Genomic DNA, 23814 nt, shown 5'->3' with positions numbered 1-23814 from the left:
TTAGTGCATCCGGGGACCCCACTGCGGACCGCGCTCACCCTGCGTGTTGGATGTGCCGGTCGGTTCTTCATTTCACATGTGTGAGGTGCACAGTGAGCGTTCCCCCTCCGGCCCCCGGGGGCCAGCAGCCGGTGGGTCAGCCCGGTCCCTACGGGCCGCCGCCGGGCGGTCAGCCGGGCCAGTACGGCCAGCCGGGCCAGTACGGCGCCGCGCCGGGCACCCCGCCGCAGGGCGGCCAGTACGGCCCGCCGCCGGGGCAGTACCCGCCCGGGCAGCCCGGCTTCCCTGGCGGCCAGTTCCCGCCCGCGCCGCCGGTGCCGAAGAAGTCGAAGACCGGCTCGATCATCAAGTTCTCCATCATCGGCGTGGTCGTGATCGTCGCCGTCGTCATCGGGATCGTGTCGTTCAACAACTCGCCGGCCAGCTCCAACGTCGGTGACTGCCTGACGATCACCGAGTTCACGAGCGGTGGCGACGACCCCGTCAAGGCCGACTGCAACGACGTCAAGGCGAACGTGAAGATCGGCGCGAAGCTCGACAGCGCGAGCAACGCGTGCCCGGGTGGCGGGGAGTCCCCGTACGACACCTACTCGGTCACCGGCCGCAGCTCCTACAAGCTGTGCCTGATGGTCAACGCCAAGCAGGGCGACTGCCTGGCGAACCTCACCTCGAAAACGCAGGGCTACCAGAAGGTGCCGTGCACCGACCCGGGCGCCGAAGCCGAGGTCGTGAAGGTCGTGGAAGGCCAGGCCGACAAGAACGCGTGCGGCACCGAAGAGGGGATCATCCCGGTCGCCTACCCGGAGCCCGCGCGCACGATGTGCTTCAAGTCCAAGCGGTAGGCACTCAGCGCTTCCGAAGGCCCTCTCGCCCCGTCGGCGAGGGGGCCTTCTTCGCGTTCAGGGGTACCCGGATTGCTCCGTTCGTCCCACAGTGTGCGACGGGCTGCGACGAAACGATCACCGGACCTAACGTTGCTCGTCCTGCTCCGCCCACCCAAGCCTGGAGTACTGGTGGCGACGACCGAATCCCCTGCCGGCGAAAAGAAGTTCCTCGAATTCCCCACCTCCTGCGCCGCGCCCGTCCCGCGGCCGGAGGAGCCCGTCCGCGTGGTCCCGCTGGCCGTCGCGGGTGTCCTCGCGGCCGGCCTGACCTGGTACGTCTGGGCGAGCCAGGGCGCCAAGTTCGGCGTCCTGCTGCTGCTCGGCCTGGGCCTCGGGCTCGCGCTGTTCCACTCGCGGTTCGGCTTCACGTCGGCGTGGCGGCAGCTGATCGCCGTCGGCAACGGCCAGGGCCTGCGCGCCCACACGCTCCTGCTCGGCACCGCCGCGACGCTGATCGCGCTGATCGCGGGCACCGGCACCGGCCTGTTCGGCAGCAAGCCGGCGCCGACGGCCAGCCCGCTCGGGCTGGCCCTGTTCGTCGGCGCGACGCTGTTCGCGATCGGCATGCAGCTCGGCGGCGCGTGCGCGTCCGGCACGCTGTTCGCGGTCGGCTCGGGCCAGTCGGCGATCGTGCTGACGCTCGGCGGGTTCATCACCGGGTCCGTGCTCTACACGTGGGCGTACCCGCTGCTGAACGGCTGGCCCGCGTTCCCCGGCGTGCTGCTGGCCGACCACGTCGGCTGGTTCGGCTCGTGGGCGATCACGATCGCCGTGCTGGCGGGGATCGTGCTGGTCACCCGCGCGGTGCAGCGCCGCCGCACGCCGCCGCCGGTGGACGTCGTGCCGACCGCGCACGGCTTCGCGCGCGTCTTCCGCGGCTCGTGGCCGGTGCTCGTCGGCGCCGTCGTGCTGGGCGTGCTGGCCGGCGCGGTGTTCCTGGTGTCCGGCGGGATCTGGGGCGTCACGAGCGCGTTCTCCTTGTGGGGCGCCAAGATCCTGCAGGTGTTCGGGCTGCACCCGGAGTCGTGGGAGTTCTGGCGGCAGAAGTCGAACGCGGCGTCGCTGGCCGGCCCGATCTGGAAGGACAAGAACAGCCTGACCGACATCGGGATCATGATCGGCGCGGCGGTGGCCGCCGCGGCCGCGGGCGCGTGGAAGATCCACAGCTCCATCCCGTGGCGCACGGCGGTGGCCGCGATCCTCGGCGGCGTCCTGATGGGCGTCGGCGCGCGGATGGCCGGCGGCTGCAACATCGGCGCGTACCTCGGCGGGATCTCGACCGGCAGCCTGCACGGCTGGCTGTGGGGCGTGTTCGCGCTCGGCGGCACGTGGGTGGGGCTGAAGCTGCGGCCGCTGTTCGGGCTGGCCAACCCGGTGCCGACCGACAGCATCTGCTGAGGCGTTTTTGTCGGGGGTCCCCGGTATGGTCGCGGACGAATCGACGAAACTGGGGGAATTCTCCTTATGGCTACGCAAAGAACCGGCTCGGCGCCGAACGGTGACGCGCTCGACGCCGGGGTGCTCAAGGTGGCGTCCGTGGTCGTCCTCGGCGCCATCATGGCGATCCTGGACACCACGGTCGTCAACGTCGCGCTGCAGAAGCTGACGATCGAGTTCTCGACGTCGTTCGACGTCATCCAGTGGGTCGCCACCGGCTACCTGCTGGCGCTCGCGACCGTCATCCCGGTCACCGGCTGGGCGTCCGACCGCTTCGGCACCAAGCGGCTCTACATGCTGGCGATCGTGCTGTTCCTGGCGGGCTCGATGCTCGCGGGCGCGGCGTGGAACATCGAAACGCTGATCCTCTTCCGCGTCCTGCAGGGCTTCGGCGGCGGCATGCTGATGCCGTGCGGCATGACGATCCTGACCCGCACCGCGGGGCCGCAGCGGCTCGGCCGGGTGATGGCGGTGCTGGGCGTGCCGATGCTGCTCGGCCCGATCGGCGGCCCGATCCTCGGCGGCTGGCTGGTCGACGTGGTGAGCTGGCGCTGGATCTTCTTCATCAACGTCCCGATCGGCGTCGTCACGCTGCTGCTGGCGTGGCGGCTGCTGCCGAAGGACGAGCCCGAGGCGGCTTCGCGCTTCGACTTCCTGGGCATGCTGATGGTGTCGCCGGGGCTGGCGGCGCTGATCTTCGGCGTCTCGAAGATCCCGTCGGCGGGCGGGGTCGGCGCGGTCGAGGTGTGGCTGCCGGCGCTGGCCGGCCTGGCGCTGCTGGTGGCGTTCGTGCTGCGCGCGCTGCGCGTGCCGAACCCGCTGGTCGACCTGCGGCTGTTCAAGAACCGGTCGTTCACGGTGGCGATGGTGACGATGTCGCTGTTCTTCGTCGCGTTCCTCGGCGGGATGATGCTGCTGCCGACGTACTTCCTGCTGGTGCGCGGGGAAACGACGCTGCACGCGGGCCTGCTGCTGGCGCCGCAGGGCATCGGCGCGATGATCACGATGCCGATCACCGGCCGGCTCGCGGACAAGATGGGGGCGCGCAAGATCGTGCTGCCGGGCATGGTGCTGATCATCGGTGCGATGGCGGTGCTGACCCAGGTCACGGCGACGACGCCGTACTGGACGCTGCTGTCGGCGCTGTTCGTGATGGGCCTGGGCATGGGCTGCACGATGATGCCGATCACGACGTCGGCGCTGCAGACGCTGCAGCCGAAGGACATGGCCCGGGCCTCGACGGCGACGAACATCGTCCAGCAGACGGCGGGAGCGATCGGCTCGGCGGTGATGGCGACGATCCTGGCGGCGTTGCTGGCGGGCAAGTTCGGCGTCCCGACGGCCCAGGGCCAGCTGGCGGCCACGGCGGCAATCCTGAACCCGCAGTCGCACACGGCGGCAACGGGTCTGGCGGCGGAAGCGTTCTCGACAACGTTCGTGTGGTCGCTGGTGCTGGTGGTGCTGTGCGTGATCCCGGCGCTGTTCCTGCCGAAGACAAAGCCGGCGGTGGTCCCCTCGGAAGGCGAGGAGGTCACGCCCCCGGCGATGGTCCACTGAACGAGCTCACCCCGGGACGCTCGGGCGTCCCGGGGTGAGGCGGGCTAGCGATTCTGCCGCTTCGTCGGTTTCGGCGCGTCGTCGCCGGAGTCCCCGCCTCCGCGGGAGCGCCGCAGGACGAGGTCCGTGACGACGATCAGGATGATCATCATCGCGACGAGGACCGCGATCGCGTAGATGACCGGCGCGGGGACCCCGGTGACGACGCACGCGAGGATCACGATCAGGGCCAGCACGATCACCCCGGTCGGGCCGTGGTCGACCACGGCGGCGAAGAGCGCCTGCCATCTCTGGCCAGGGGGTTTATCCTTCACGGTGTTCAATCCTTTCGAGGTTGGACACTGGTGCGCCGCCGTTCTGCTTTGGCCGGCTGGCGGCGGCGCACTGAGGGGCTCGGGTGGTTACCTCCTCGGCTCGTGGGGTGCTCGGATGTCGCGGCTCAGGGCGTCGAGTACGTCCAGGACTTCCGGGATCTCGTCGCCGCCGCGGTTCAGCTCGAGGAGGGTCATGACCTGGAGCTGACGGGCCAGGTTTTTGAGCGGGTGCGGCGTGGGCAGGTACCTGTCGGCCTCGAGGAGGGCGCGCTGGACCTCGTCTCGGCCCGTTTCGACTTCACCCCGCTCGAGGTAGATGCACGCGAGCTGCAGGCGGAGACAGACCACCAGGGCTGCGGCTTGGGGCGTATCCGAGGACTGTTCCAGGCGCGAGAGCGTTTCGCGGAAGGCCCACTCGGTTTCACGCCAGCCCACTTTCGAGGCAGTGATCGCGACCAGCGTCTGGAGTGACTCGACGAAGCGGATGAAGGCTTCCGAGTGCGGAAAGTGGTAGTTCGGCCCGACGTTGAACAGGAGAATGTCCTGCGCCTGACTCAGGTCCTCGTGGTCCGACGTGATCCGGAACCGCTCCAAGAGAGCCGAAGCCAGCGAAACGAGCGTGTCGCCGCGCTCACGCTCGTTGTCAGTCTCGTGGAGGATTGCGCGAAGCAGAGTGATGGCCTCATTGAGGCTGTTGCTGTCGCCTCGCTGGGCGAAGCGAGTCAGGAGCGCCGAGGCCAGGTTTCCCTTTGTCGGGCGTGACATCGGTGCGTGCGGGGGAAGGCGATCCAAGACGGTTCGGTAGCTGGTGATCAGGAAGTCGACTTCCTCCTCGCTCACCGAGCTGTCCACGCGGCTCTCGGCGGTCAGCTGTTCCAGGAAGCGGGTGTAGGGCGAGCCTTTGGTGACGCGGACTTCAGGCTCGTCCGAAGGGCGGGTGCGCCGGTACGACTCCGTCAGTTCCCGCAACGACTTCTCGCCGATCTCCGGCGTGAGCCCGACGATCAGCTGCGCCGCGCGGACCTTGGTGTCCGGAGTCGCCCTGGGATCGTGCGCCAGCTGTTCGAGGCTGTTCAGCAACGAGTGCCGGGCGGCGGGGTTGAGGTGGGCCGCGCTGTTGGTGACCGGGCGCTTCGCCTTCTCGGCGATGTCGAAGAGCGCGTCGACCTTGTCGGCGAGTTCTCGTTCGTGTTCGGCCGGACCGACGTCTTCCGAGCTGTCGGCGGAGAACCGGCCGTGCGCGGTCGAGCGGGTGATGCCCAGCGTGCGGCCGATCGCCTCCCACGAGGTCCCTTGGGCCCGCTCGACGGTCACGGTCAGCTGAAGGATCTCCTCGGCGAGGGTGACGAGCTGCTGGGCCTCGGCCACCGACGGGACCGTCGACGACGGCGGAGGCTGGTCTCGGCGCAGCCGCTTGAACGCGTTGGCCGCGAGTTCGGCGAGGCCGGACGTCGCTCCCGAGGAGACCAACGCGTGGAGGAACAGGTCAGCACCCATACGCGTATGGTCCACCCGAACATCGCGTACGTCAACTCGGACGGCAATGTTCGGTGCGTCCGAACGACGGGCGGTCTGCGGAGCCGTCTCAAGCTTAACCCGCCGGAACGCGAAAAGGCCGCCACCGAGTGCGTCCGGTGGCGGCCTTCAACGCGTCACGAAGTCAGGAAAGGCGCTCGATGATCATCGCCATGCCCTGGCCGCCGCCCACGCACATCGTCTCCAGGCCGAACTGCTTGTCGTGGTGCTGCAGGGAGTTGATCAGCGTCGACGTGATGCGCGCGCCCGTCATGCCGAACGGGTGGCCCACCGCGATCGCGCCGCCGTTGACGTTCAGGCGGTCCAGCTCGATGCCCAGGTCGCGGTACGACGGGATCACCTGCGCGGCGAACGCCTCGTTGATCTCCACCAGGTCGATGTCGCCGATCGACAGGCCCGCCCGCGACAGCGCCTGCTTCGACGCCTCCACCGGCCCGTAGCCCATGATCTCCGGCGACAGCCCCGTCACGCCCGTCGACACGATCCGCGCCAGCGGCGTCAGGCCCAGCTCGCGCGCCTTCGTGTCGGACATGACGACCAGCGCCGCCGCGCCGTCGTTGAGCGCGCAGCAGTTGCCCGCCGTTACGCGGCCGTCCGGGCGGAACACCGGCTTCAGGCCCGAAACGCCCTCGATCGTGACGCCCGCGCGCGGGCCGTCGTCCTTCGAGACGACCGTGCCGTCCGGGAGTGTCACCGGGGTGATGTCCTTGGCCCAGAAGCCGTCCGCGATGGCCTTCTCGGCCAGGTTCTGCGAGCGGACGCCGAACTCGTCCATCTCCTCGCGCGTGACGCCCTTCAGCCGCGCCAGGTTCTCGGCGGTCTGGCCCATCGCGATGTAGACGTCGGGAACGTCCCCGGACGTGCGCGGGTCCGTCCAGCTGTCGGTGCCCGACTCGGCCGTCGCAGCGGTGCGCTTCTCCGCGTCGGCGAACAGCGGGTTGTGCGTGTCCGGCCACGAGTCCGAGCTGCCCTTGGCGAACCGCGAGACGGTCTCGACGCCGGCCGAGATGAAGACGTCGCCCTCGCCGGCCTTGATCGCGTGGAACGCCATCCGGGTGGTCTGCAAGCTGGACGAGCAGTAGCGCGTGATGGTGCAGCCGGGCAGGTGGTCGTAGCCGAGCTCGACGGCGACCGCGCGGCCCATGTTGAACCCGGACTCGCCACCCGGCAGACCGCAGCCCAGCATCAGGTCGTCGATGTCGGCGGGGTCGAGCTCCGGCACCTTGGCCAACGCGGCCTGGACCATCTGCACGGTCAGGTCGTCGGGCCGCATGCCGACCAGCGAGCCCTTCCCGGCACGGCCGATCGGCGAACGAGCGGTGGAGACGATGACGGCTTCAGGCATGACGTGACACATCCTCGTATCGCGAGCTAAGCGGTTGCTCACCAGTGTGCCGTGAACCACGCCCCGGGCAAAGCCGAACGCGACCAACGCAACAACGGGCTGGCAGGATCACCCGGGTGGGGACCGAGACGCGGGTGCTGCGGACGAGGACGATCCTGCTGTGGGGGGCCGGGCTGCTGGTGGTCGCCGCGCTCGCGGCCACTCTGCTGCTCACCCTGCTGGGCGGCGGCCGCCCGGAGGACTCCGCCCGTCTCGACGCCCTCAAGACCGCCGCCAACATCGTCGTCGGCACCGGGGGCGCCGCCGCGCTGCTGCTCGCCGCCCGGCGGCAGCGCTCAGCCGAGCTCGACCTCGCGCAGAAGGACCACGACGCCACCGAACGGCGGATCACCGAGATCTACGGCAAGGCCGCCGACCAGCTCGGCAGCGACAAGGCGCCGGTCCGCCTCGCCGGGCTGTACTCCCTCGAACGGCTCGCCGGCGGGCACCCCGAGCACCGGCAGACCATCGTCAACGTGCTCTGCGCCTACCTGCGGATGCCGTTCGACAAGCCCGGCGAAAACCTCGAGGAGCTGCAGGTCCGCAAGACCGCGCAGCGCATCCTCATGCTGCACCTGCGCCCCGGCAAGCCCGAGCAGCCGAGCGGCGACTTCTGGCCGGACATCGACCTCGACTTCTCCGGGGCGCGGCTGGTCGGGCTGAACCTCACCCACTGCGCGATCCGGTCGATCACCTGCTACGGCGCGACGTTCTCCGAGCTGACGTCCTTCCGCGGCAGCAGATTCCGCACCAAAGCCGACTTCAACAAGGCGATGTTCGAAAACCGCGTCGATTTCCGCGGCGCCGAATTCGGAGAGGGGTGCGAGACGTTCAACGGCGCCGTTTTCGCAGGTCCGGCCGATTTCGGGACGAAGTCGGCCGCCCGGCTCGCCGGTGCCGAAGCCGAACCGGGGTTTCCGCGCACCTGGCCGGACGGCTGGGAAGAACGCGGCGGCCCGGGGAGGTCACAATTGACTCGAAAGGACGAACCGGGGCAACCGGCGCGCCGATAGAATCGTCGCACCAATAGCAGGGTCGCCGTTTCCGACACGGGAGGTGAACTGGCGATGATGACCGGACGGGCCGCCTACTGGGCGTCCCTGACCCTTCGGACGGGGTGCCGCGCGATCGGCGCCGGGTGGAACCTCCGGGACGGGATGACGGCTCAGCGTGCAGCGGCCCTCGGGCCGGTACCGGCGTAGACGAGCGGCTTGGTGGCCGCCTGCGGTCCTCGCCGGGCGGCTCGACCTCGCTGGCGCGACCCGGCATCGCCGACGCGCACCCGGAGACCGCCCGGCCCCCGCCGGCGCACGAGTGGACAACGCCACCGGTGCGCCGTTTAGGCTGGCGGTCGTGGAGTACGCAGAGCACATCGCAGACCTCGTGGGCAACACCCCGCTGGTCAAGCTGAACTCGTTGACCAAGGGGCTCAAGCCGCTCGTGCTGGCCAAGGTCGAGTACCTGAACCCGGGTGGCTCGGTCAAGGACCGCATCGCGCTGCGCATGATCGAAGCCGCGGAGCGCTCCGGCGAGCTGCGCCCGGGCGGCACGATCGTGGAGCCGACGTCCGGCAACACCGGCGTCGGCCTGGCCATGGTCGCGCAGCGCAAGGGCTACCAGTGCGTGTTCGTCTGCCCGGACAAGGTCAGCGAAGACAAGCGCAACGTGCTCAAGGCGTACGGCGCCCGCGTCGTGGTGTGCCCGACGGCGGTCGCGCCCGAGCACCCGGACTCCTACTACAACGTCTCCGACCGCCTGGTCCGCGAGATCGACGGCGCCTGGAAGCCCAACCAGTACGCCAACCCGCAGAACCCGGAGAGCCACTACCTCTCGACCGGCCCCGAGCTGTGGACGCAGACCGAAGGCAAGATCACGCACTTCGTCGCGGGCGTCGGCACCGGCGGCACGATCTCCGGCACCGGCAAGTACCTCAAGGAGGTCAGCGACGGCCGCGTGCAGGTGATCGGCGCCGACCCGGAGGGCTCGGTCTACTCCGGCGGCAGCGGGCGGCCGTACCTGGTCGAAGGCGTCGGCGAGGACTTCTGGCCGGACACCTACGACCGGAACATCGCCGACCGGATCATCCCGGTCTCCGACGCCGACTCGTTCCAGATCACCCGGCGCCTCGCGCTCGAGGAGGGCCTGCTGGTCGGCGGCTCCTGCGGGATGGCCGTCGCCGCCGCGCTGAAGCTCGCCGAGGGGCTCACCGAGGACGACGTCGTGGTCGTGCTGCTGCCCGACGGCGGCCGCGGCTACATGACGAAGGTCTTCAACGACACCTGGATGTCCTCCTACGGCTTCCTGCCGCCCGACTCCTCCGGCGCGACGGTCGCCGACGTGCTCACCAAGAAGAGCGGGCACCTGCCGGCCCTGGTGCACTCGCACCCGAACGAAACGGTCGCCGAGGCCATCGCGATCCTGGCGGAATTCGACGTCAGCCAGATGCCCGTGGTCAGCGCGGAGCCGCCGGTGATGGCCGCCGAGGTCGTGGGCGCGGTCAACGAGCGCGACCTGCTCGACGCGCTGTTCACCGGCAAGGCGCAGCTGGCCGACCGGCTCGAGCGGCACATGTCCCCGCCACTGCCGACGATCGGCGGCGGTGAGCAGGTCGGGGCCGCGATGACGGCGCTCGAGGGCGCCGACGGGGCGCTCGTGCTGATCGACGGCAAGCCCGCCGGCGTCGTCACCCGCCACGACCTCCTGGGCTTCCTGGCCGGGCGCTGAACAGCAGCTTGAAGGGGTCTTAATCGGTGGACCCGGCAGGGGCGTTACGAGCGCCCCGCCGGGTGATCCGATAGCGTGAGCGCGAGTACAAAACTTTCGCGTCCTCGTCAAGGGGGTTCAAGACCCACATGAGTGCACCGCAGCCACCGAACCAGCCGTGGGGTGGCGGCCAGCCACCTCAGGGCCCGCCGAGTGGCCCCCAGCCGCAGCAGGACGACCCGTTCGGCAGCCCGGAACCGACCCAGGTCGTGCAGCCCGCCCAGCCCCAGGGCGGTTCCCCGTTCGGGGAGACGCCCGAACCGACGCAGGTCGTCCAGCCGGGCCACCCGGGTGACGGCGGGGCGGGCGCGACCCAGGCGATGCCGCCGGTCGACGCGAACGCGACGCAGTGGGTGAACCCGGCCGGCGGCGGCGACGCCCCGGTTGCGGACTCCACGCAGCTGGTCCCGCCGGGCTCCCAGCCGCCGGCGATCCCGTACACCCCGCCGCCGAGCGCGGCCGACAACCCGGCCGCGGCGTTCGGCCAGCAGCCGGGCGGCTACGGCCAGCCCGGTCAGCCGGGGCAGCACGGCCAGCCGGGCGGGTTCGGGCAGCAGCAGCCGGGCTTCGGCCAGCCGGGTCAGCCCGGCCAGCCGCCGCAGGGCTTCGGCGGTCCCGGCTTCGGTGGCCCCCAGCAGCCCGGTTTCGGCGGTCAGCCGCCGCAGTTCGGCGGCCCGTCGGCCGGGAACAACGGCCTCTTCGGCTACATCTTCGGTGGCGTCGTCGCCCTGCTGGCGCTGGTCGCGCTCATCATCTCGTTCAGCTACATGAGCGACGCGAGCGACTACTCGAAGATCTTCGACCTCGCCCCGGACCAGGCGGCGATCGACAAGCTCCTCTCCGACGCCGGCATCGTCGGCCCGGGCACGGTCTGGTTCTACGTGATCATGATCCTGGTGGGGTCGCTGATCTCCCTCGCCGGCGGCGTCGGGCTGGCGCTCGCGGGCAAGCTGGGCGGGATCAAGAAGTTCGTCCCGATCGCGATCGTCGCCGGTGGCGCGCTGCTCACGCTCTTCGCGCTCCTGCTCAAGATCGGGATGACGCCGAACGCCAAGACGCTCGCGCAGGCTTCCGCGTCCGAGAAGGACACGTTCGGCCTCGGGCTCCCGCCGCTGATCATCGGCATCCTCATCCTCATCGTGGGCGTCATCGGGCTCATCCCGGCGACGCAGCAGTTCGTCGGCCTCGGGGGCGGCGGCGCCGCGCCGGGCGGTCCGCAGGGCTTCGGTGGGCCGCAGGGCTTCGGCGGCCCGCAGCAGCAACAGCAGGGCGGGTTCGGCCAGCCGGGTCAGCCGGGTGGGTTCGGGCAGCAGCAGGGCGGCTACGGCCAGCCCGGCCAGCCGCCGCAGGGTTACGGCCAGCCCCCGGGCTACGGCCAGCCGGGCGGCCCCAACCCGTCCAGCGGCGGGTTCCCGCAGCCGTCGAGCGGGGGCTTCCCGCAGCCGGGCCAGCCGCCGCAGCAGGGCGGGTACGGCCAGCCGGGCCAGCCTCCGCACGGCTACCCGCAGCAGCCGGGTCAGCCGCCGCAGGGCTGGGGGCAGCCGCCGGGCCAGCAGGGTCCGCCGAGCGGCGGGTTCGGCCAGCCGGGTCAGCCCGGCCAGCCGCCGCAGCAGTGGTGAACTAGTACACCTCCTCGTGCCCCGGAGCCCATTCGGCTCCGGGGCACGCTGCATTTACCGCCCGATTCGCAATTGTCCGAAGAGGACCAATAGCCGATACATCAACTGTCGGTGATCACGTGACAGCATTTCTGCCACTACCGCAGGAAAATGATCTTGGGTTCCGCCGTCCGGCCGAATTCCGTTCTCTTTCGGAGTCATTTCCCCCTTTCCCGGCTAGGGTTGGCGCCGTCGTATGGCGTTGAAGTGATGGGGGAGTCGTGGCCGGTCCGCAGGGATACCCGGTGGCACGTTCGCATTCGTATTCATCGGCTCGGCCATCCGGAGTAACGGCGGTTCTCGCCGGCTTGCTCGGAATCGCGGCCGCCGTCGCGGCGGGATACGTGCCGGTCAAGATCTACCTCGACATGCCCGCCGAATTCAGCCTCGGTGCCCTGCCGGGCTGGGTGCTGATCGACCTGGCCGGCTACCTCGGTGCCGGGCTCGTGCTCCTGCTGGGCGCGCTGGTGACGTTCTTCCGCGCGACGGCGGGCGCGGTCCTGCTCGGCCTCGGCGCCTTGCTGGCCATCGGCGCGCTGCTGACCGAGCCGCTCTCGGTGGGCGTCCCGCTGGCCCGCTTCGCCGACGCGATGTTCACGCACGGCGGCTTCGCGATGGTCGACCGGGTGGGGCTGGCCGCGCTGGCCGTGCTGGTGCTCGTCCTGGCGTTCGTGCCGCCGACGTTGCGCTACCTGCGCTACCGCACGCCGACGCTCGGGATGTGGACGGGCCAGGAGGCCTACTCGACGCGCAGCTGGTGACCCGCGCCGGTCACCCCCGGTGATCGGTCGTATCCTCGGCGGCCGTGACCGGAACCGAAGGCCGGACCGCGCTCGCCGCCTCCGTGCTCGCTCTGCTCGGCGGGGCGGTCTACCTGCTCGGGCTCGTCCTGGACGTCGTCTCGCTGCTGCGGTTCCCCGGAGACGCCGGGCGCGTCGTCATCCACGCCGCCGTCGACCTGGTGCTCGCATCCGCGCTCCTGCCCGGCGGGATCCTGCTGCTGCGGCGGCAGGACGCCGGCCGCATCGGCTGCGTCGCCGGGAGCTCGGCCGCGCTGCTCGCGACGCTGACGTCGGCGGCCCTCGCGGCGGCCGGGGTGACCTTCGGTGGCCCCGGTGACCTGGCGATGGGCGGGCTGACCGCGCTGGCCGTGGTGGTGCCGCCCGCGCTGGCCACGCTCGCGCTCGCGGTGTCGGCACCCGCCGCCCGGTGGTGCACCCCTGAGATCCATCCCACCTGACGGGAATGTCCGGCCCCCGCCGTACGCTCTACCCATGGTGGACGACTACTCCGTACTGGGATTCGAGACCCGCGCGATCCACGCCGGTCAGAAGCCCGACCCCCGCACCGGCGCCGTGATCGTGCCGATCTACCAGACCTCGACCTATGCGCAGGACGGCGTGGGCGGGACCCGCGAGGGCGACTACGAGTACTCGCGCACCGCGAACCCGACCCGCTCGGCGCTGGAGGAGGCGCTGGCCTCGCTGGAAGGCGGCCGGCACGCGCTCGCCTTCGCGTCCGGCATGGCGGCCTCCGACGTGGTGCTGCGCAGTACCCTCCGCCCCGGTGACCACCTCGTGCTCGGCAACGACGCGTACGGCGGCACGTTCCGCCTGATCGACAAGGTGCTCAGCCTGTGGGGCGTCGAGCACACCGTCGCCGACCTCGCGAACCTCGACGAGGTGCGCGCCGCGATCCGGCCCGAGACCAAGCTGATCTGGTGCGAGTCGCCGACCAACCCGATGCTCGGCATCGCCGACATCGCCGCGCTGGCCGGGGTCGCGCACGACGCCGGCGCGCGCCTGGTGGTCGACAACACCTTCGCGACGCCGTACCTGCAGAACCCGCTGTCGCTGGGCGCGGACATCGTCCTGCACTCGACGACGAAGTACCTCGGCGGCCACTCCGACGTGGTCGGCGGCGCGATCATCACGAACGAGGACGAGCTGCGCGAGCAGTTCTTCTACCTGCGCAACGCCGCGGGCGCGGTGCCGGGGCCGTTCGACGCGTGGCTGACCCTGCGCGGCATCAAGACGCTCGCCCTGCGCATGGAGCGGCACAGCGACAACGCCGAGCTGATCGTCCAGGCGCTGGTGAAGCACCCGAAGGTCGCGAAGGTCTACTACCCGGGCCTGCCGGAGCACCCGGGCCACGAGACGGCGGCGAAGCAGATGCGCCGCTTCGGCGGGATGGTGTCGTTCAGCCACGCGGACGGCGAGGCGGCGGCCCTGGAGGTGGCGTCCCGCACGAAGCTGTTCATCCTGGCGGAGTCGCTGGGCGGCATCGAGTCGCTGATCGAGCACCCGGGCAAGATGACCCACGCGAGCACGGCGGGCTCGACGCTCCAGGTCCCGGCGGACCTGCTGCGCCTGTCGGTCGGCATCGAGGACGGCCGCGACCTGGTGGCCGACCTGCTGGCCGCGCTGGGCTGAGCCTCAAGCACCGAGGTCGAGACCGCCGCCGTAGAGCCGCTCCACCCGGAGCGTGATCACGATGCGGCGGTCTTCGACCATGTTCCGCAGGAACACGGTTTCGTCGTCGGGATCGGTGAAGGGCGCCTGCATGGCGATCAGCGCCCGCCCGGTCGCGTCCCCCGGCACCGCGCTCACCGGCGACACCTCGGCCACGCCTTCCGCGACGGCGAAGGCCACGTGGTCATCGCTGCTGACGTAAAGCGAAGCGTGCGGGTCACGAGCCAGCTGACGGGCCTTCGCGCGGCCCAGAGCGGACGCGATCCGCACGACCCGCTCCCCGGGATCCCAGGCGTAGGCGACGGTCGACAGGTGCGGGAAGCCGGCCCGGTTGACCGTGGCCAGCGCGCCGAAGCTGTGGCTGCCGAGCAGCTCGCTCAGCGCGTCTTCGGTGGGCTTGGCGGGGCCGGGACCGCGGCCCGGCTCGTAAACGGTGGTCACCCGGTGATCATCGAGGACGGGGGGACCCCGCGGAAGAAGGCACTTTCCTGTTCCCGGGGCACACCGGGGTAACCCACCAGGTCAGGGGTTGTAGTTCCCGTGCACGACGCCGCCGGACTTCGGGGTGCCCGCGGCCGGGAGGTTCGCGCCGTCCACGCAGCCGCCCACCAGCTCCACGTGGCTGTCGTGGCGGATGTACTGGGCCGGGGACGCGCACGAGGCGCTGTCCACCGTGATGTACGCGGCTCCCGTGAGGGCTGCGGCCGACGCCAGGCCGATCACGAGCGGGACCAGCCCGGCTGACCGGGTGGCGCGAGCCCGTCGAGCGTCGTTCCCCCGTGCCATGGTTGCTCCCTGTTTACCGTGTGTTGACACGCCCAGGGTACCCGGCTCCCGCCCCGTCAACCTGTGGAGTTCCTGAGTGGCATAGTCCGGGCCATGGAACTCGTCACCATCGAGCGGATCCAGGCCGCCCGGGAACTCCTAAAAGGAGTGACCAGGGTGACGCCGATGGAGCACGCGCGCGACCTGCGCAAGCTCCACGGCGGTCCGGTGCACCTGAAGTGCGAAAACCTGCAGCGCACGGGGTCGTTCAAGATCCGCGGCGCCTACACCCGCATCCACGGCCTCAGCGCCGCCGAGCGCGAACGCGGCGTCGTCGCGGCGAGCGCCGGTAACCACGCGCAAGGCGTCGCGCTCGCGTCGTCGCTGCTCGGCGCCAAGTCCACCGTGTTCATGCCGCTGCGGGCGCCGCTGCCGAAGCTCGCCGCGACCCGCGGCTACGGCGCCGACGTCCACCTCCACGGCGCGCTGCTGGAGGAGACCCTCGCCGCGGCGATCGAGTTCGGCGAGCGGACCGGCGCGGTGTTCATCCACCCCTTCGACCACGTCGACGTCATCGCCGGCCAGGGCACCGTCGGCCTCGAGATCCTCGAGCAGGTGCCGGGCGTGAAGACGATCCTGGTCGCCACCGGCGGCGGCGGGCTGGTCGGCGGGGTGGCCTCGGCGGTGAAGGCGGTGCGCCCGGACGTCCGCGTCGTCGGCGTCCAGGCCGAGGAGGCCGCGGCCTACCCGCCGTCGCTGGCCAAGGGCATGCCCGTCCGGCTGGGGTCGACCTCGACGATGGCCGACGGCATCGCGGTCGGCGAACCGGGCCAGGTCAGCTTCGCGCACGTCGCGTCCCTGGTGGACGACGTCGTGACGGTGTCTGAGGAGTCCCTGTCCCGCGCGGTCCTGCTCTGCCTGGAACGCCGGAAGCTGGTGGTCGAGCCGGCCGGCGCGGCGACGGTCGCGGCCCTGCTGCAGCACCCCGGCATCTTCGAACCCCCGGTGGTGGCGGTGCTTTCGGGCGGCAACGTCGACCCGGTGCTGCTCCTGCAGATCATCCAGCACGGCATGACGGCGGGCGGCCGCTACCTGCGCCTCCACCTGCGCGTCCCGGACCGGCCGGGGTCGCTCGTGGGCGTGCTGTCCTGCGTGAGCGGGCTGGGCGCGAACGTCCTGGACGTCGAGCACTCGCGGATTTCCGGCAGCCTCGACCTCGGCGAAGCCGACATCGTGCTGGCGCTCGAAACCCGCGGCCCCGAGCACTGCAAGGATCTCGAGATCGCGTTGACGGACGCTGGTTACACAGTCGTCTGAGGCGCTTCCCCGGTGATCGCCGCCAAGGCGAGGTCCTTGGCGGGCTCGGGGACCTCCGACGGCGCCGTGAAGCGGCGGGCCCGGATGTGGGCGACCAGGTCCGGGTCCGGCGGCACGCCGTGCTCACGCAGGTAGTACGCCACCGCGCCGGGCCAGGCCCAGGCGCCGTCGGTGCGGAAGTTCATCGGCACCGCGTCCGCGCGGTCCGGCGCGAACGCGTCCGGGCCGTTGCTGCGCGAAGCCAGGATGACCGGCGCCGCGTCCAGGTACGCGAGCACCCGCTCGGCCTCGGCCGGCACGAGCGGACGGCGCCGGACCAGCGGCTTGCCCGACGCGTCGACGCCGTCGTAGATCCGCGGCGTGCGCACTTCGCCGTCGGCGACCGGCGGGGTCAGCCCGGCGCGCTCGCGCAGCCAGGCCGGGATGTGCTCGTCGGCGCGGGGGAAGAACCGCAGCTCGTCCTGGAACCCGATCGGCGGCGGCTGCTGCCGGAACGGCGGTTCGAGGTCCGGGCGCACGAAGTCGACGTCGGGCGGCTGCGCCGGTTCGAACACGAGGATCGCGCCCAGCCACGTGCCGAAGCCGGGCTGGTACATGCCCGAGCGCAGCACCCCAAGCAGCCGCACCGCTTCCGGGTGCGGCTGTCCCGGCCGGGGCACGCCGTCCGGCCCGGTCACCAGCAGGTCGGCTTCGACGTGCCGCCCGGCGGCGCGGTACTCCACGCGCAGCTGCCGCCACGCCGGCGGCACCTGCGACGTCAGCACCGCCCCGATCCGGCGGACGATCTCCTGCTGCTGGTCCGGGCTCAGCGGCCCCGGTGGCTGGCTCATGGCGTGGAACTCCTGGGGTCAGTTCCCGGCCGCGCGGGCCGCCTGGAGCCCGGCGCGGTACCACTCCGGCATGTACGCCTCGTCGCGCGGGAAGCGCTCCTGCTCGGTCAGGAACTCCTGCGGCGCGGGCGGCGGCTGGAAGTCCGGCTGGTTCTTGTAGTTGTACTGGATGGTGAAGCGCGCCGGCGGTTCGAGGATGTAGCGCGCGGAGAACCAGGTGCCTTCGTTCTCCGCGTACATCCCGCCGCGCAGCCGCTGGAAGGCGCGCCAGACCTCGGCGGGCGGGTCCCAGACGCGTTCCTTGCCGTCCGGCCCGGTCACGGCGACGGCGACGTCGAGGTTCCGGCCGAGCGCGCGGAAGTCGATCACCAGCTCACGCCAGCCGGGCGGCAGCGCGCCGATCAGCGCGTTCGTGATTCCGTCCAGCTCTTCCTTCTGCTGGATCGGGTCGAGCAGCGGCCAAACGGGCATGCGCGGGTTCCTCCTGGTGGTTCGGGGCGGGGGCCATCATGGCACGGCGGGCGGGGTCCGCTGCCGTTCGAGCTGCGCGCCCTCGTCGAGCAGTTCCCGCAGCCACGGCGGGATGTGGCCCTCGTCGCGGGGGAACGTTTCGAGGTCGCGGGCGAACGCCGTGGGGTGCAGCGGCGGCCACCAGCGGGGGTCGTCGTCGAAGTTGTAGGCGAACTCGGGCGCGGCGCCGGCCCGCAGCTCGACGGTCGCCGAGAACCACGTGCCCCGCCCGGGTTCGTACATCCGCTCACGCAGCTGCTCGAAGCCGGCCTTCACCGCGGCGGGCACGGCCATCGACCCGTTACGGCCGTCGGCCAGTTTCGCCTGCAGCGCGTAGTCGTCGGCGAGCACGGTCGAGGAAACGGTGAGCGTGATCCGCGCCCAGCCCGCGGGCGCGCCGCCGGCGAGCGCGGCGGCGATCCCGCCGGTGAGGTCGTCAGGCATCGGCGGGCTCGCTTCCGTACGGGGTCTTCGGGCCGTAGTTGATCTTCGACGGGTCGTTCTTGAACACGCGTTCCTGGGTCTCCCGGGTGAGCTCGACCGGCTTGCCGTCCGGGCCGAGGACGAGGTGGCCCTCCGCGTCGAGCTCGTAGGTGACCTTCTGCCAGCGCATCGTGACTTCCGCGGGGATGCCTCCCGGCAGCTCGCCGGAGGTCCGGACCTGGTAGTTCTCGATCTCCTGACCGGGGTGGGCGGCGTACTCGCCGAGCGCGACCTCCTGCCGGCGCCACGAAGCGTCGTGGATCCAGCCGTCGCGGTTGTTGCCGCTGTTGGAGGCCGCCATCTGCGAGTGCATGTTGACGTACTCGCCCGGCCCGCCCATCTCGTTGGCCGCGAAGTGCCCGCCCGCCCACTTGACCTGGTCGTAGTCGGCGTCGCCCTTGAAGGCCTTGCGGCCTTCGCCGCCCGACCGGTTCTGGGACGCGGTGTCGCGGAAGTCCTCGTTCTGGCCGCGGAAGGCGGGCTCCCCGGTCATCGCGACCGGCCGGCCGTGGTCGCCGATCTGGAAGTCCCAGTGCTTGCCCGAATCGTGGAAGTTGGCGACCCGGTACTGCGCGCCCGGGAGCAGCGGGTAGCGCAGGTCGGGGTTGTGGAACGGCGGCTCCTTGCCGGGCGTCGCCTCGACGTGCGTCACCCGGCCGTCGGCGTCGGTGAAGAAGTGGCTGGTGGCGCCGTTCTTGTAGGACACGTTGTACTGCGCGTCCGGTGCCAGCGGACGTTCACCGCGCAGCACCTGCGGGACCCCGTCTTCGGTGAGCTTGGAGTTGCGGGTGCGCGGGTCGAGGTCGTCGATCTCGCGCGGCGACTCGATCGGCGGGTGCCCGTCCGGGCGCTCGCGGTGCCCGGCGTAGTGGCTGTCCTCGTGCCGGTCGAAGGTGACGAACCGTTCGCCGAACTCCGGCGAGTCCCGGGCGATCGGCCGCGGCTTCGGGACTTCGTCGTAGGGCAGCGGGTCGTCGGGGGTGTCGCCGTCGCCGCGGTGCTGCGCGCTGTCGGCGTCGACGTCGTGCTGGTCGCCGTGGTGGCTGTCCGGTGCGAAGCCGTCGTCGCCCGCCCGGTGCGTGGTGCCGTCCGGGTGGTGGGTGTTCCATTCGCCGTCGGGTGGGATGCGGGGGCGCATCTTGCCGTCGGGGCCGATTTCGTAGTCGCTGGAGAAGACGCGGCCGTGGGAGTCGGTCCAGGCGGGTTTGGTGGGAGCGGTGACTTCGGTGTCGAGTTCGCGGGAGAGGCGGTGGGCGAAGTCGTTGGAGCCGGCATCGCACCCGATGAGCCGAATGGGGCGGCCGTCGTAGTCGCCGTTGCGGCGCAGGATGTCGGCGAACTCTTCGGGGGTGTAGAGGCGGTCGCCGATCCGGGCGTGCCCGTCGGGGGTGACGTGGACGTCGACGGTGTAGCGGCCATCGGGGTCGGGGTGGACGCGGTGGGGCAGGTCGCCCATGGCGGGGTCGCCGGCGTGGTAGGAGCTGCCGGAGGGGGTCCTCTCGGCGTGGCGGGCGTTGACCTCGTCGGGGGTAAGGGGTTCGTTGTGGTGCGGGGTGGCGCCATCGGGGTCGGTGCCGTGCTCGTGGGGCGTGTTTTCGTGCGGGGTGTGGCCGGGGCCGTTCTCGTGCGGCCGGGTGCCCAGGGTGTGGCCGCCGGGGCGGGTGTCGGGGGTGCCGGGTCCGAAGCCGCGGGCCGCCGGGGCGTCCGGCGTGCGCGGACGACCGCCGCTGGGCAGGTCACCGCCGGTGCGAGGCCGTCCGGGGGCATCGACGTGCGCGCCGGGGGTGCCCGGGGTGCCGGTCCAGCCGGCGCCGCCGGTGCGCGGCGAGCCACCGCCGAGGCCGCCACCACCGGGCCCGCCGCCGGGTGGCATGCCACCGCCCATCATCGGCGCGCCGCCTTGCGACGGGACGGAGGCGCCATCGCCACCGCGTGGCGACGGGACGGTGCCGGTTTCGCCCGTGCGAGGGGCGGTGGGGGCGGTGCCGCTGGCGGAGGTGGTGCCGTCGGTGCGCGGGGGTGCGGCGCTGCTGGGGGTTTCGGTCCCGGCGTGCGAGCCGGGTGCGTTGCCATCGCTCCGGGACGGCGAGCTGCCACCGGTGTGCGAGGGAGAGTCGCCGCCGTGAGTAGGGGTGCTGTCGCCGCCCCGGGTGGGCGAAGGGCTGTTGTCGCTCGCTCGCGACGGGGCGTTGTCCCCGCCGCGGGCGGGCGTGCTGTCGCCGCTGCGCGTGGGCGAAGGGTCGCCGGTGTGCGAAGGCGTGCTGTCGCTGCCCCGAGTGGGCGACGGACTGCTGTCCCCGCCGTGCGAGGGGCTGTTGTCGGCCGCGCGCGAGGGAGAACCGTCGCCGGTGTGCGAGGGCGTGCTGTCACTGCCTCGCGTTGGCGAGGGGTTGTTGTCGCTCGCTCGCGAAGGAGAAGCGTCGCCGGTGTGCGAGGGGGTGCTGTCGCTGCCCCGGGTCGGCGAGGGACTGCTGTCGCCCGTCCGCGAAGGAGAACTGTCGCCGGTGTGCGAACCATTCCCGGCGCCGGAAGGCGAACTGTCGCCCGACCGCACCGTCGACGGCGAACCATCCCCATCACCCGTGTGCGAGGGCGACCCGTCGCCATCGCCCGTGTGCGACGGGGAACTTTCCCCGTCCGGCGAACTCGACCCGTCCCGGCCCGAACTCCGCCGCGACCCCGGATCGGTGTTCATCGGATCCGAACTCGGCGAATCCCCATCCGCATGGCTCGGATCGCCCGAGTTTTCCCCGCTGTGCGAGGAATCCCCATCGCCGGAGTGGGAACCGTCGCCGGACGAGCTTTCCCCGTCCCCGCCGTGGGCGCGGGTGTGGACCCCGCCGCCCTCCTTGGGGATCTTGTGGACGAACCCGCCCTCCTTGACGTGCAAGCCGTCCAGTCCGCTGACCTTGCCCAGCACCTTGCCGAACACCTTCGCGATCTTCTCGAAGACGTCGACCAGCTTCGACAGCAGCGGGGAGACCTTGCGGATCGTGTCGGTCAGCTTCTTGAGCAGGTCACCGATCTTCTTGCCCCACTTGGCGATCGCCGCCGAGGCCTGGGCCACCACCACCGGCGTGCCGAACCCGAGGGAGAAGACCTCCTCCATGACCCACGCGATCAGCTTCCCGACCAAGTCCGCGATCAGCTGCCGCACCGTCTCGCGGACGAACGACACGACCTGGCCCATGATCATCGTGACGGTGCTGATCGCGCCGGCCACCGTCGCCGCGCCCGAAAGTGCCTCGGAGTGCTCCGCCGCGAACTTGCGGTAGGCGTCCGCACCCGCGCCGGTCCAGCCGGTGGTGCCGTTCTTGACCGCGTTGTCGAAGTCGGTCTTGCGTTCTCCCAACGCTTTCGAGACGTTGCCCCACGTGTCGGCGTAGGACTGGATCACCGGCGGGTTGCCCGCCACCGAATCCAGCATGTCCTTCAGCGGCTGGACGTGTTCCATCAGGAACGACGCCACCGACGACATCAGGTACCCGAACGGGTCGACCGCCGCCCCGGCGATTTCCCCGGCCAGGGACAGCATCCCCAGGCCGCCGGAGACCCAGTCGCCGTCCTTGATGCCGTTGAACGCGTCCATCGAGGACTCGGCGATGCCGATGCCGCCGGCCCAGCCGTAGTCGCCGTTGCCCGCGGTGAACGCGCCGGGACCGTCCGGGTCCTTCTTCGCGTCGACGACGAGCGGGTTCCCCTCCGGCATCACGCGCCGCCCGCGGACTTGTTCAGGTCGCCGGCGACGCCGGACTCGTACTTGTGGTACGCCGCCGCGGCCTCGCGGACCTTGCCCGACACCGCCGTCATCGCCTGCACGGCGTCCTTCAGCGCGTCGATCCCGTACTGCTCCACCGGGTCGAGCATCATCCGGAACGGCTGGCAGAGGATGCCGTACGCGTCGGTCGGCATGCTGACCTGGTTCGCCGCGTCGACGGCCTGCTGCAGCCCGTCCCCGATGGCGTCGAGCTGGTGGGCGTGCACCGTCAGGTCGGTGCTGAGTTCCACATCCGTCATCGGTTCCCCCTCAGGAAAGGATCGGTCCGCCGAAGTCGTCGTCATCGTCGTTGTCGGCCGGACGCCGGCGCCGCGGCGGCTGCGGCGGTGGCGGGGTGCGCGGCGGCTGCTCGTCGTTGTCCTCCGGCAGGAACCGGCGGACGCGGTCGGGCTCCGGGAAGGCGGGCTCGGGCTCCGGCGGCGGCTGCGGGAACGTGCTCTGCGCCTCGCGGACGATCTCCGCCGCGGCCTGGTCGCCGGTGCCGGTGGTCTCGCTCATGGCCTGCTGCAGCAGTTCGGGGATCCGGGCCTGCGCGCGCTGCACGAGCTGCATCACCTGCGCCGACACCTCGGCCATCCGCTTGCCGGCCGCGCCCTCGGCGATCACGAGGTTCTTCAGCAGCCCGCGCGAATCGACGGTCACCGTGACGGTGCCGTCCTTCGACCGCTCGGTGACCGACTGGCCCTGCACGCGATCGGCCAGCGCCTGGTACCGCGCGGCGTTCTCCTCGAGCCGCTTGGTCCAGTTGTCGATCATCGCGTCGCTGGCGTCGATGCTGTCCGGCATCACGGCCCCTTCTCTCTGCTTCCCCACACTGACGGATCCGGCGGGCCATCGGTTCCCCCGAACACGCCAAAGGCCACCATAGGGGACCCGGAGGTCTCCCACGGTGGCCTTCGCCGAGATGTGTCAGAGGTTGCCTCGGCGCTCCTGCTCACGCTCGATCGCCTCGAACAGCGCCTTGAAGTTGCCCTTGCCGAAGCCGAGCGAGCCGTGCCGCTCGATCAGCTCGTAGAAGACGGTCGGGCGGTCGCCGATCGGCTTCGTGAAGATCTGCAGCAGGTAGCCGTCCTCGTCGCGGTCGACCAGGATGCTGTGCTCCTTCAGCGTCTCGATCGACACGCGCACGTTGCCGATCCGGGCGCGCAGCTCCGGGTCGTCGTAGTAGGAGTCCGGGGTGTCGAGGAACTCGACGCCGGCGGCGCGCATCGCGGTGACCGTGGCGATGATGTCGTTGGTGGCCAGCGCGATGTGCTGGCAGCCGGCGCCGCCGTAGAACTCGAGGTACTCGTCGATCTGCGACTTCTTCTTCGCCACCGCGGGCTCGTTCAGCGGGAACTTGACCCGGTGGTTGCCGTTCGAGACGACCTTGCTCATCAGCGCCGAGTACTCGGTCGCGATGTCGTCGCCGACGAACTCCGCCATGTTCACGAAGCCCATGACGCGGTGGTACCAGTCGACCCAGTAGTCCATCTTGCCGAGCTCGACGTTGCCGACGCAGTGGTCGACGGCCTGGAACAGCCGCTTCGGCGCGCCCTCGGGCCGCTTGATCGTGCTCTCGCGCGGCTCGTAGCCGGGCAGGTAGATGCCGGTGTAGCGCGACCGGTCGACCAGCGAGTGGCGGGTCTCGCCGTACGTCGCGATCGCGGCGACGCGGACGGTGCCGTGCTCGTCGGAGACGTCGTGCGGCTCCTCGAGGATGGTCGCGCCCTGCGCGCGGGCGTGCTCGACGCACTTGTCGACGTCGGTGGTCTCCAGCGCCAGGTCGATGACGCCGTCACCGTGCTTGCGGTGGTGGTCCAGCAGCGGCGAGTCCGGCTTCACGCCGCCGGTGATGACGAACCGGGCCGAGCCGGACTTGAGGACGTAGGACTTGCGCTCGAAGTCGCCCGTCTCGGGGCCCGAGTACGCGACGAGCTGCATCCCGAACGCGATCTGGTAGTACCAGGCGGTCTGGGTGGCGTTGCCGGCGATGAACACCACCGCGTCCATGGCCTTGACCGGGAACGGGTCGGTCGAGGCGTCGTGGTCGACGAGCCCGACCAGCTGACGCAGCTGGTCGTAGCTGACGTCGTCGAGTGCACCCTGGGGTTCGGCAGTCTGGGTCATACCTCGAAGGATCATCCC

22 protein-coding genes are annotated in these 23814 nt (G+C 71.1%); 10 read left to right on the top strand and 12 right to left on the bottom strand.

The features are described 5' to 3' along the window. Nucleotides 1–92: 92 nt before the first annotated feature. The 3 genes from ACIRSS_RS14900 to ACIRSS_RS14890 all read left to right on the top strand — a co-directional run bounded on the left by ACIRSS_RS14900 (nucleotide 93) and on the right by ACIRSS_RS14890 (nucleotide 3878). Nucleotides 93–842: a hypothetical protein gene (locus ACIRSS_RS14900; RefSeq protein ID WP_400894831.1), complete on the top strand. Its 750-nt coding sequence runs from the start codon at nucleotides 93–95 to the stop codon at nucleotides 840–842. Nucleotides 843–1013: 171 nt separating this feature from the next. Beyond that, entirely contained in the window at nucleotides 1014–2282 is a 1269-nt protein-coding gene (locus tag ACIRSS_RS14895) for a YeeE/YedE family protein (protein ID WP_400894829.1), read from the top strand. A gap of 66 nt (nucleotides 2283–2348) precedes the next feature. After that, complete coding sequence (locus tag ACIRSS_RS14890) at nucleotides 2349–3878, top strand: DHA2 family efflux MFS transporter permease subunit (RefSeq protein ID WP_400894827.1); 1530 nt, start codon at nucleotides 2349–2351, stop codon at nucleotides 3876–3878. 44 nt (nucleotides 3879–3922) lie between these two features. Here ACIRSS_RS14890 and ACIRSS_RS14885 read toward each other — a convergent pair whose 3' ends face one another. The 3 genes from ACIRSS_RS14885 to ACIRSS_RS14875 all read right to left on the bottom strand — a co-directional run bounded on the left by ACIRSS_RS14885 (nucleotide 3923) and on the right by ACIRSS_RS14875 (nucleotide 7073). Continuing rightward, nucleotides 3923–4192, bottom strand: coding sequence for a hypothetical protein (locus tag ACIRSS_RS14885; protein ID WP_400894825.1), 270 nt, complete (start codon nucleotides 4190–4192; stop codon nucleotides 3923–3925). 87 nt (nucleotides 4193–4279) lie between these two features. After that, the gene (locus tag ACIRSS_RS14880; protein WP_400894823.1) at nucleotides 4280–5689 is read right to left on the bottom strand and encodes a hypothetical protein; all 1410 of its coding nucleotides are present in this window, start codon (nucleotides 5687–5689) and stop codon (nucleotides 4280–4282) included. 163 nt (nucleotides 5690–5852) lie between these two features. After that, nucleotides 5853–7073 carry an acetyl-CoA C-acetyltransferase gene (locus ACIRSS_RS14875; RefSeq protein ID WP_400894821.1) on the bottom strand — a complete coding sequence of 407 codons (1221 nt, stop codon included), beginning with the start codon at nucleotides 7071–7073 and terminating at the stop codon, nucleotides 5853–5855. Nucleotides 7074–7189: 116 nt separating this feature from the next. On the opposite strand from ACIRSS_RS14875, the gene ACIRSS_RS14870 reads away from it, so the two are divergent. The 6 genes from ACIRSS_RS14870 (at nucleotide 7190) to ACIRSS_RS14845 (ending at nucleotide 13965) form a co-directional block, all read left to right on the top strand. Continuing rightward, on the top strand, nucleotides 7190–8125 hold the full coding sequence (locus ACIRSS_RS14870; protein WP_400894819.1) for a pentapeptide repeat-containing protein: 936 nt from the start codon (nucleotides 7190–7192) through the stop codon (nucleotides 8123–8125). 340 nt (nucleotides 8126–8465) lie between these two features. Further along, nucleotides 8466–9836: a cystathionine beta-synthase gene (locus tag ACIRSS_RS14865; RefSeq protein WP_400894817.1), complete on the top strand. Its 1371-nt coding sequence runs from the start codon at nucleotides 8466–8468 to the stop codon at nucleotides 9834–9836. 128 nt (nucleotides 9837–9964) lie between these two features. Next, nucleotides 9965–11494, top strand: coding sequence for a hypothetical protein (locus tag ACIRSS_RS14860; protein ID WP_400894815.1), 1530 nt, complete (start codon nucleotides 9965–9967; stop codon nucleotides 11492–11494). 347 nt (nucleotides 11495–11841) lie between these two features. Next, nucleotides 11842–12294 (top strand): hypothetical protein, encoded by a 453-nt coding sequence (locus tag ACIRSS_RS14855; protein ID WP_400894813.1) that lies wholly within the window; start codon nucleotides 11842–11844, stop codon nucleotides 12292–12294. Between the two features lie 44 nt (nucleotides 12295–12338). After that, nucleotides 12339–12773 (top strand): hypothetical protein, encoded by a 435-nt coding sequence (locus ACIRSS_RS14850; protein ID WP_400894812.1) that lies wholly within the window; start codon nucleotides 12339–12341, stop codon nucleotides 12771–12773. Between the two features lie 34 nt (nucleotides 12774–12807). Next, a complete protein-coding gene (locus ACIRSS_RS14845) occupies nucleotides 12808–13965 on the top strand; it encodes a cystathionine gamma-synthase (RefSeq protein ID WP_400894810.1) in 1158 nt (385 codons plus the stop codon). Nucleotides 13966–13968: 3 nt separating this feature from the next. Here the strand turns inward: ACIRSS_RS14845 and ACIRSS_RS14840 are convergent, their stop codons facing one another. Further along, the gene (locus ACIRSS_RS14840; protein ID WP_400894808.1) at nucleotides 13969–14445 is read right to left on the bottom strand and encodes a TIGR03618 family F420-dependent PPOX class oxidoreductase; all 477 of its coding nucleotides are present in this window, start codon (nucleotides 14443–14445) and stop codon (nucleotides 13969–13971) included. A gap of 81 nt (nucleotides 14446–14526) precedes the next feature. Further along, nucleotides 14527–14790 (bottom strand): hypothetical protein, encoded by a 264-nt coding sequence (locus ACIRSS_RS14835; RefSeq protein WP_364453480.1) that lies wholly within the window; start codon nucleotides 14788–14790, stop codon nucleotides 14527–14529. 93 nt (nucleotides 14791–14883) lie between these two features. Here ACIRSS_RS14835 and ilvA point away from each other — a divergent pair, with 93 nt between their 5' ends. Then, nucleotides 14884–16086 carry a threonine ammonia-lyase gene (gene ilvA, locus ACIRSS_RS14830; RefSeq protein ID WP_400894806.1) on the top strand — a complete coding sequence of 401 codons (1203 nt, stop codon included), beginning with the start codon at nucleotides 14884–14886 and terminating at the stop codon, nucleotides 16084–16086. On the opposite strand, the gene ACIRSS_RS14825 is transcribed toward ilvA, so the two are convergent. The 7 genes from ACIRSS_RS14825 to hppD form a co-directional block, all read right to left on the bottom strand. Continuing rightward, nucleotides 16071–16916: a ferredoxin gene (locus tag ACIRSS_RS14825; protein WP_400894804.1), complete on the bottom strand. Its 846-nt coding sequence runs from the start codon at nucleotides 16914–16916 to the stop codon at nucleotides 16071–16073. The genes ilvA and ACIRSS_RS14825 overlap by 16 nt on opposite strands. An 18-nt stretch (nucleotides 16917–16934) precedes the next feature. Then, entirely contained in the window at nucleotides 16935–17387 is a 453-nt protein-coding gene (locus ACIRSS_RS14820; protein ID WP_400894802.1) for a hypothetical protein, read from the bottom strand. 36 nt (nucleotides 17388–17423) lie between these two features. Then, entirely contained in the window at nucleotides 17424–17870 is a 447-nt protein-coding gene (locus ACIRSS_RS14815; protein WP_400894801.1) for a hypothetical protein, read from the bottom strand. Further along, nucleotides 17863–21618, bottom strand: coding sequence for a hypothetical protein (locus ACIRSS_RS14810; RefSeq protein ID WP_400894799.1), 3756 nt, complete (start codon nucleotides 21616–21618; stop codon nucleotides 17863–17865). The genes ACIRSS_RS14815 and ACIRSS_RS14810 overlap by 8 nt, the downstream gene beginning before the upstream one ends. Continuing rightward, nucleotides 21618–21926, bottom strand: a complete 309-nt coding sequence (locus ACIRSS_RS14805; RefSeq protein ID WP_400894797.1) for a type VII secretion target — start codon at nucleotides 21924–21926, stop codon at nucleotides 21618–21620. The genes ACIRSS_RS14810 and ACIRSS_RS14805 overlap by 1 nt, the downstream gene beginning before the upstream one ends. Before the next feature lie 10 nt (nucleotides 21927–21936). After that, entirely contained in the window at nucleotides 21937–22473 is a 537-nt protein-coding gene (locus ACIRSS_RS14800; protein ID WP_400894795.1) for a YbaB/EbfC family nucleoid-associated protein, read from the bottom strand. Between the two features lie 123 nt (nucleotides 22474–22596). Further along, nucleotides 22597–23796 carry a 4-hydroxyphenylpyruvate dioxygenase gene (hppD, locus tag ACIRSS_RS14795; protein ID WP_400894792.1) on the bottom strand — a complete coding sequence of 400 codons (1200 nt, stop codon included), beginning with the start codon at nucleotides 23794–23796 and terminating at the stop codon, nucleotides 22597–22599. Nucleotides 23797–23814 lie beyond the last annotated feature (18 nt).

This window comes from Amycolatopsis sp. NPDC101161, from assembly GCF_044768185.1.
In the GTDB taxonomy this organism is placed as follows: domain Bacteria; phylum Actinomycetota; class Actinomycetes; order Mycobacteriales; family Pseudonocardiaceae; genus Amycolatopsis.
The sequence above is the reverse complement of the archived record's forward strand: the minus strand, read 5'-3'. Positions and strand labels throughout refer to the sequence as shown.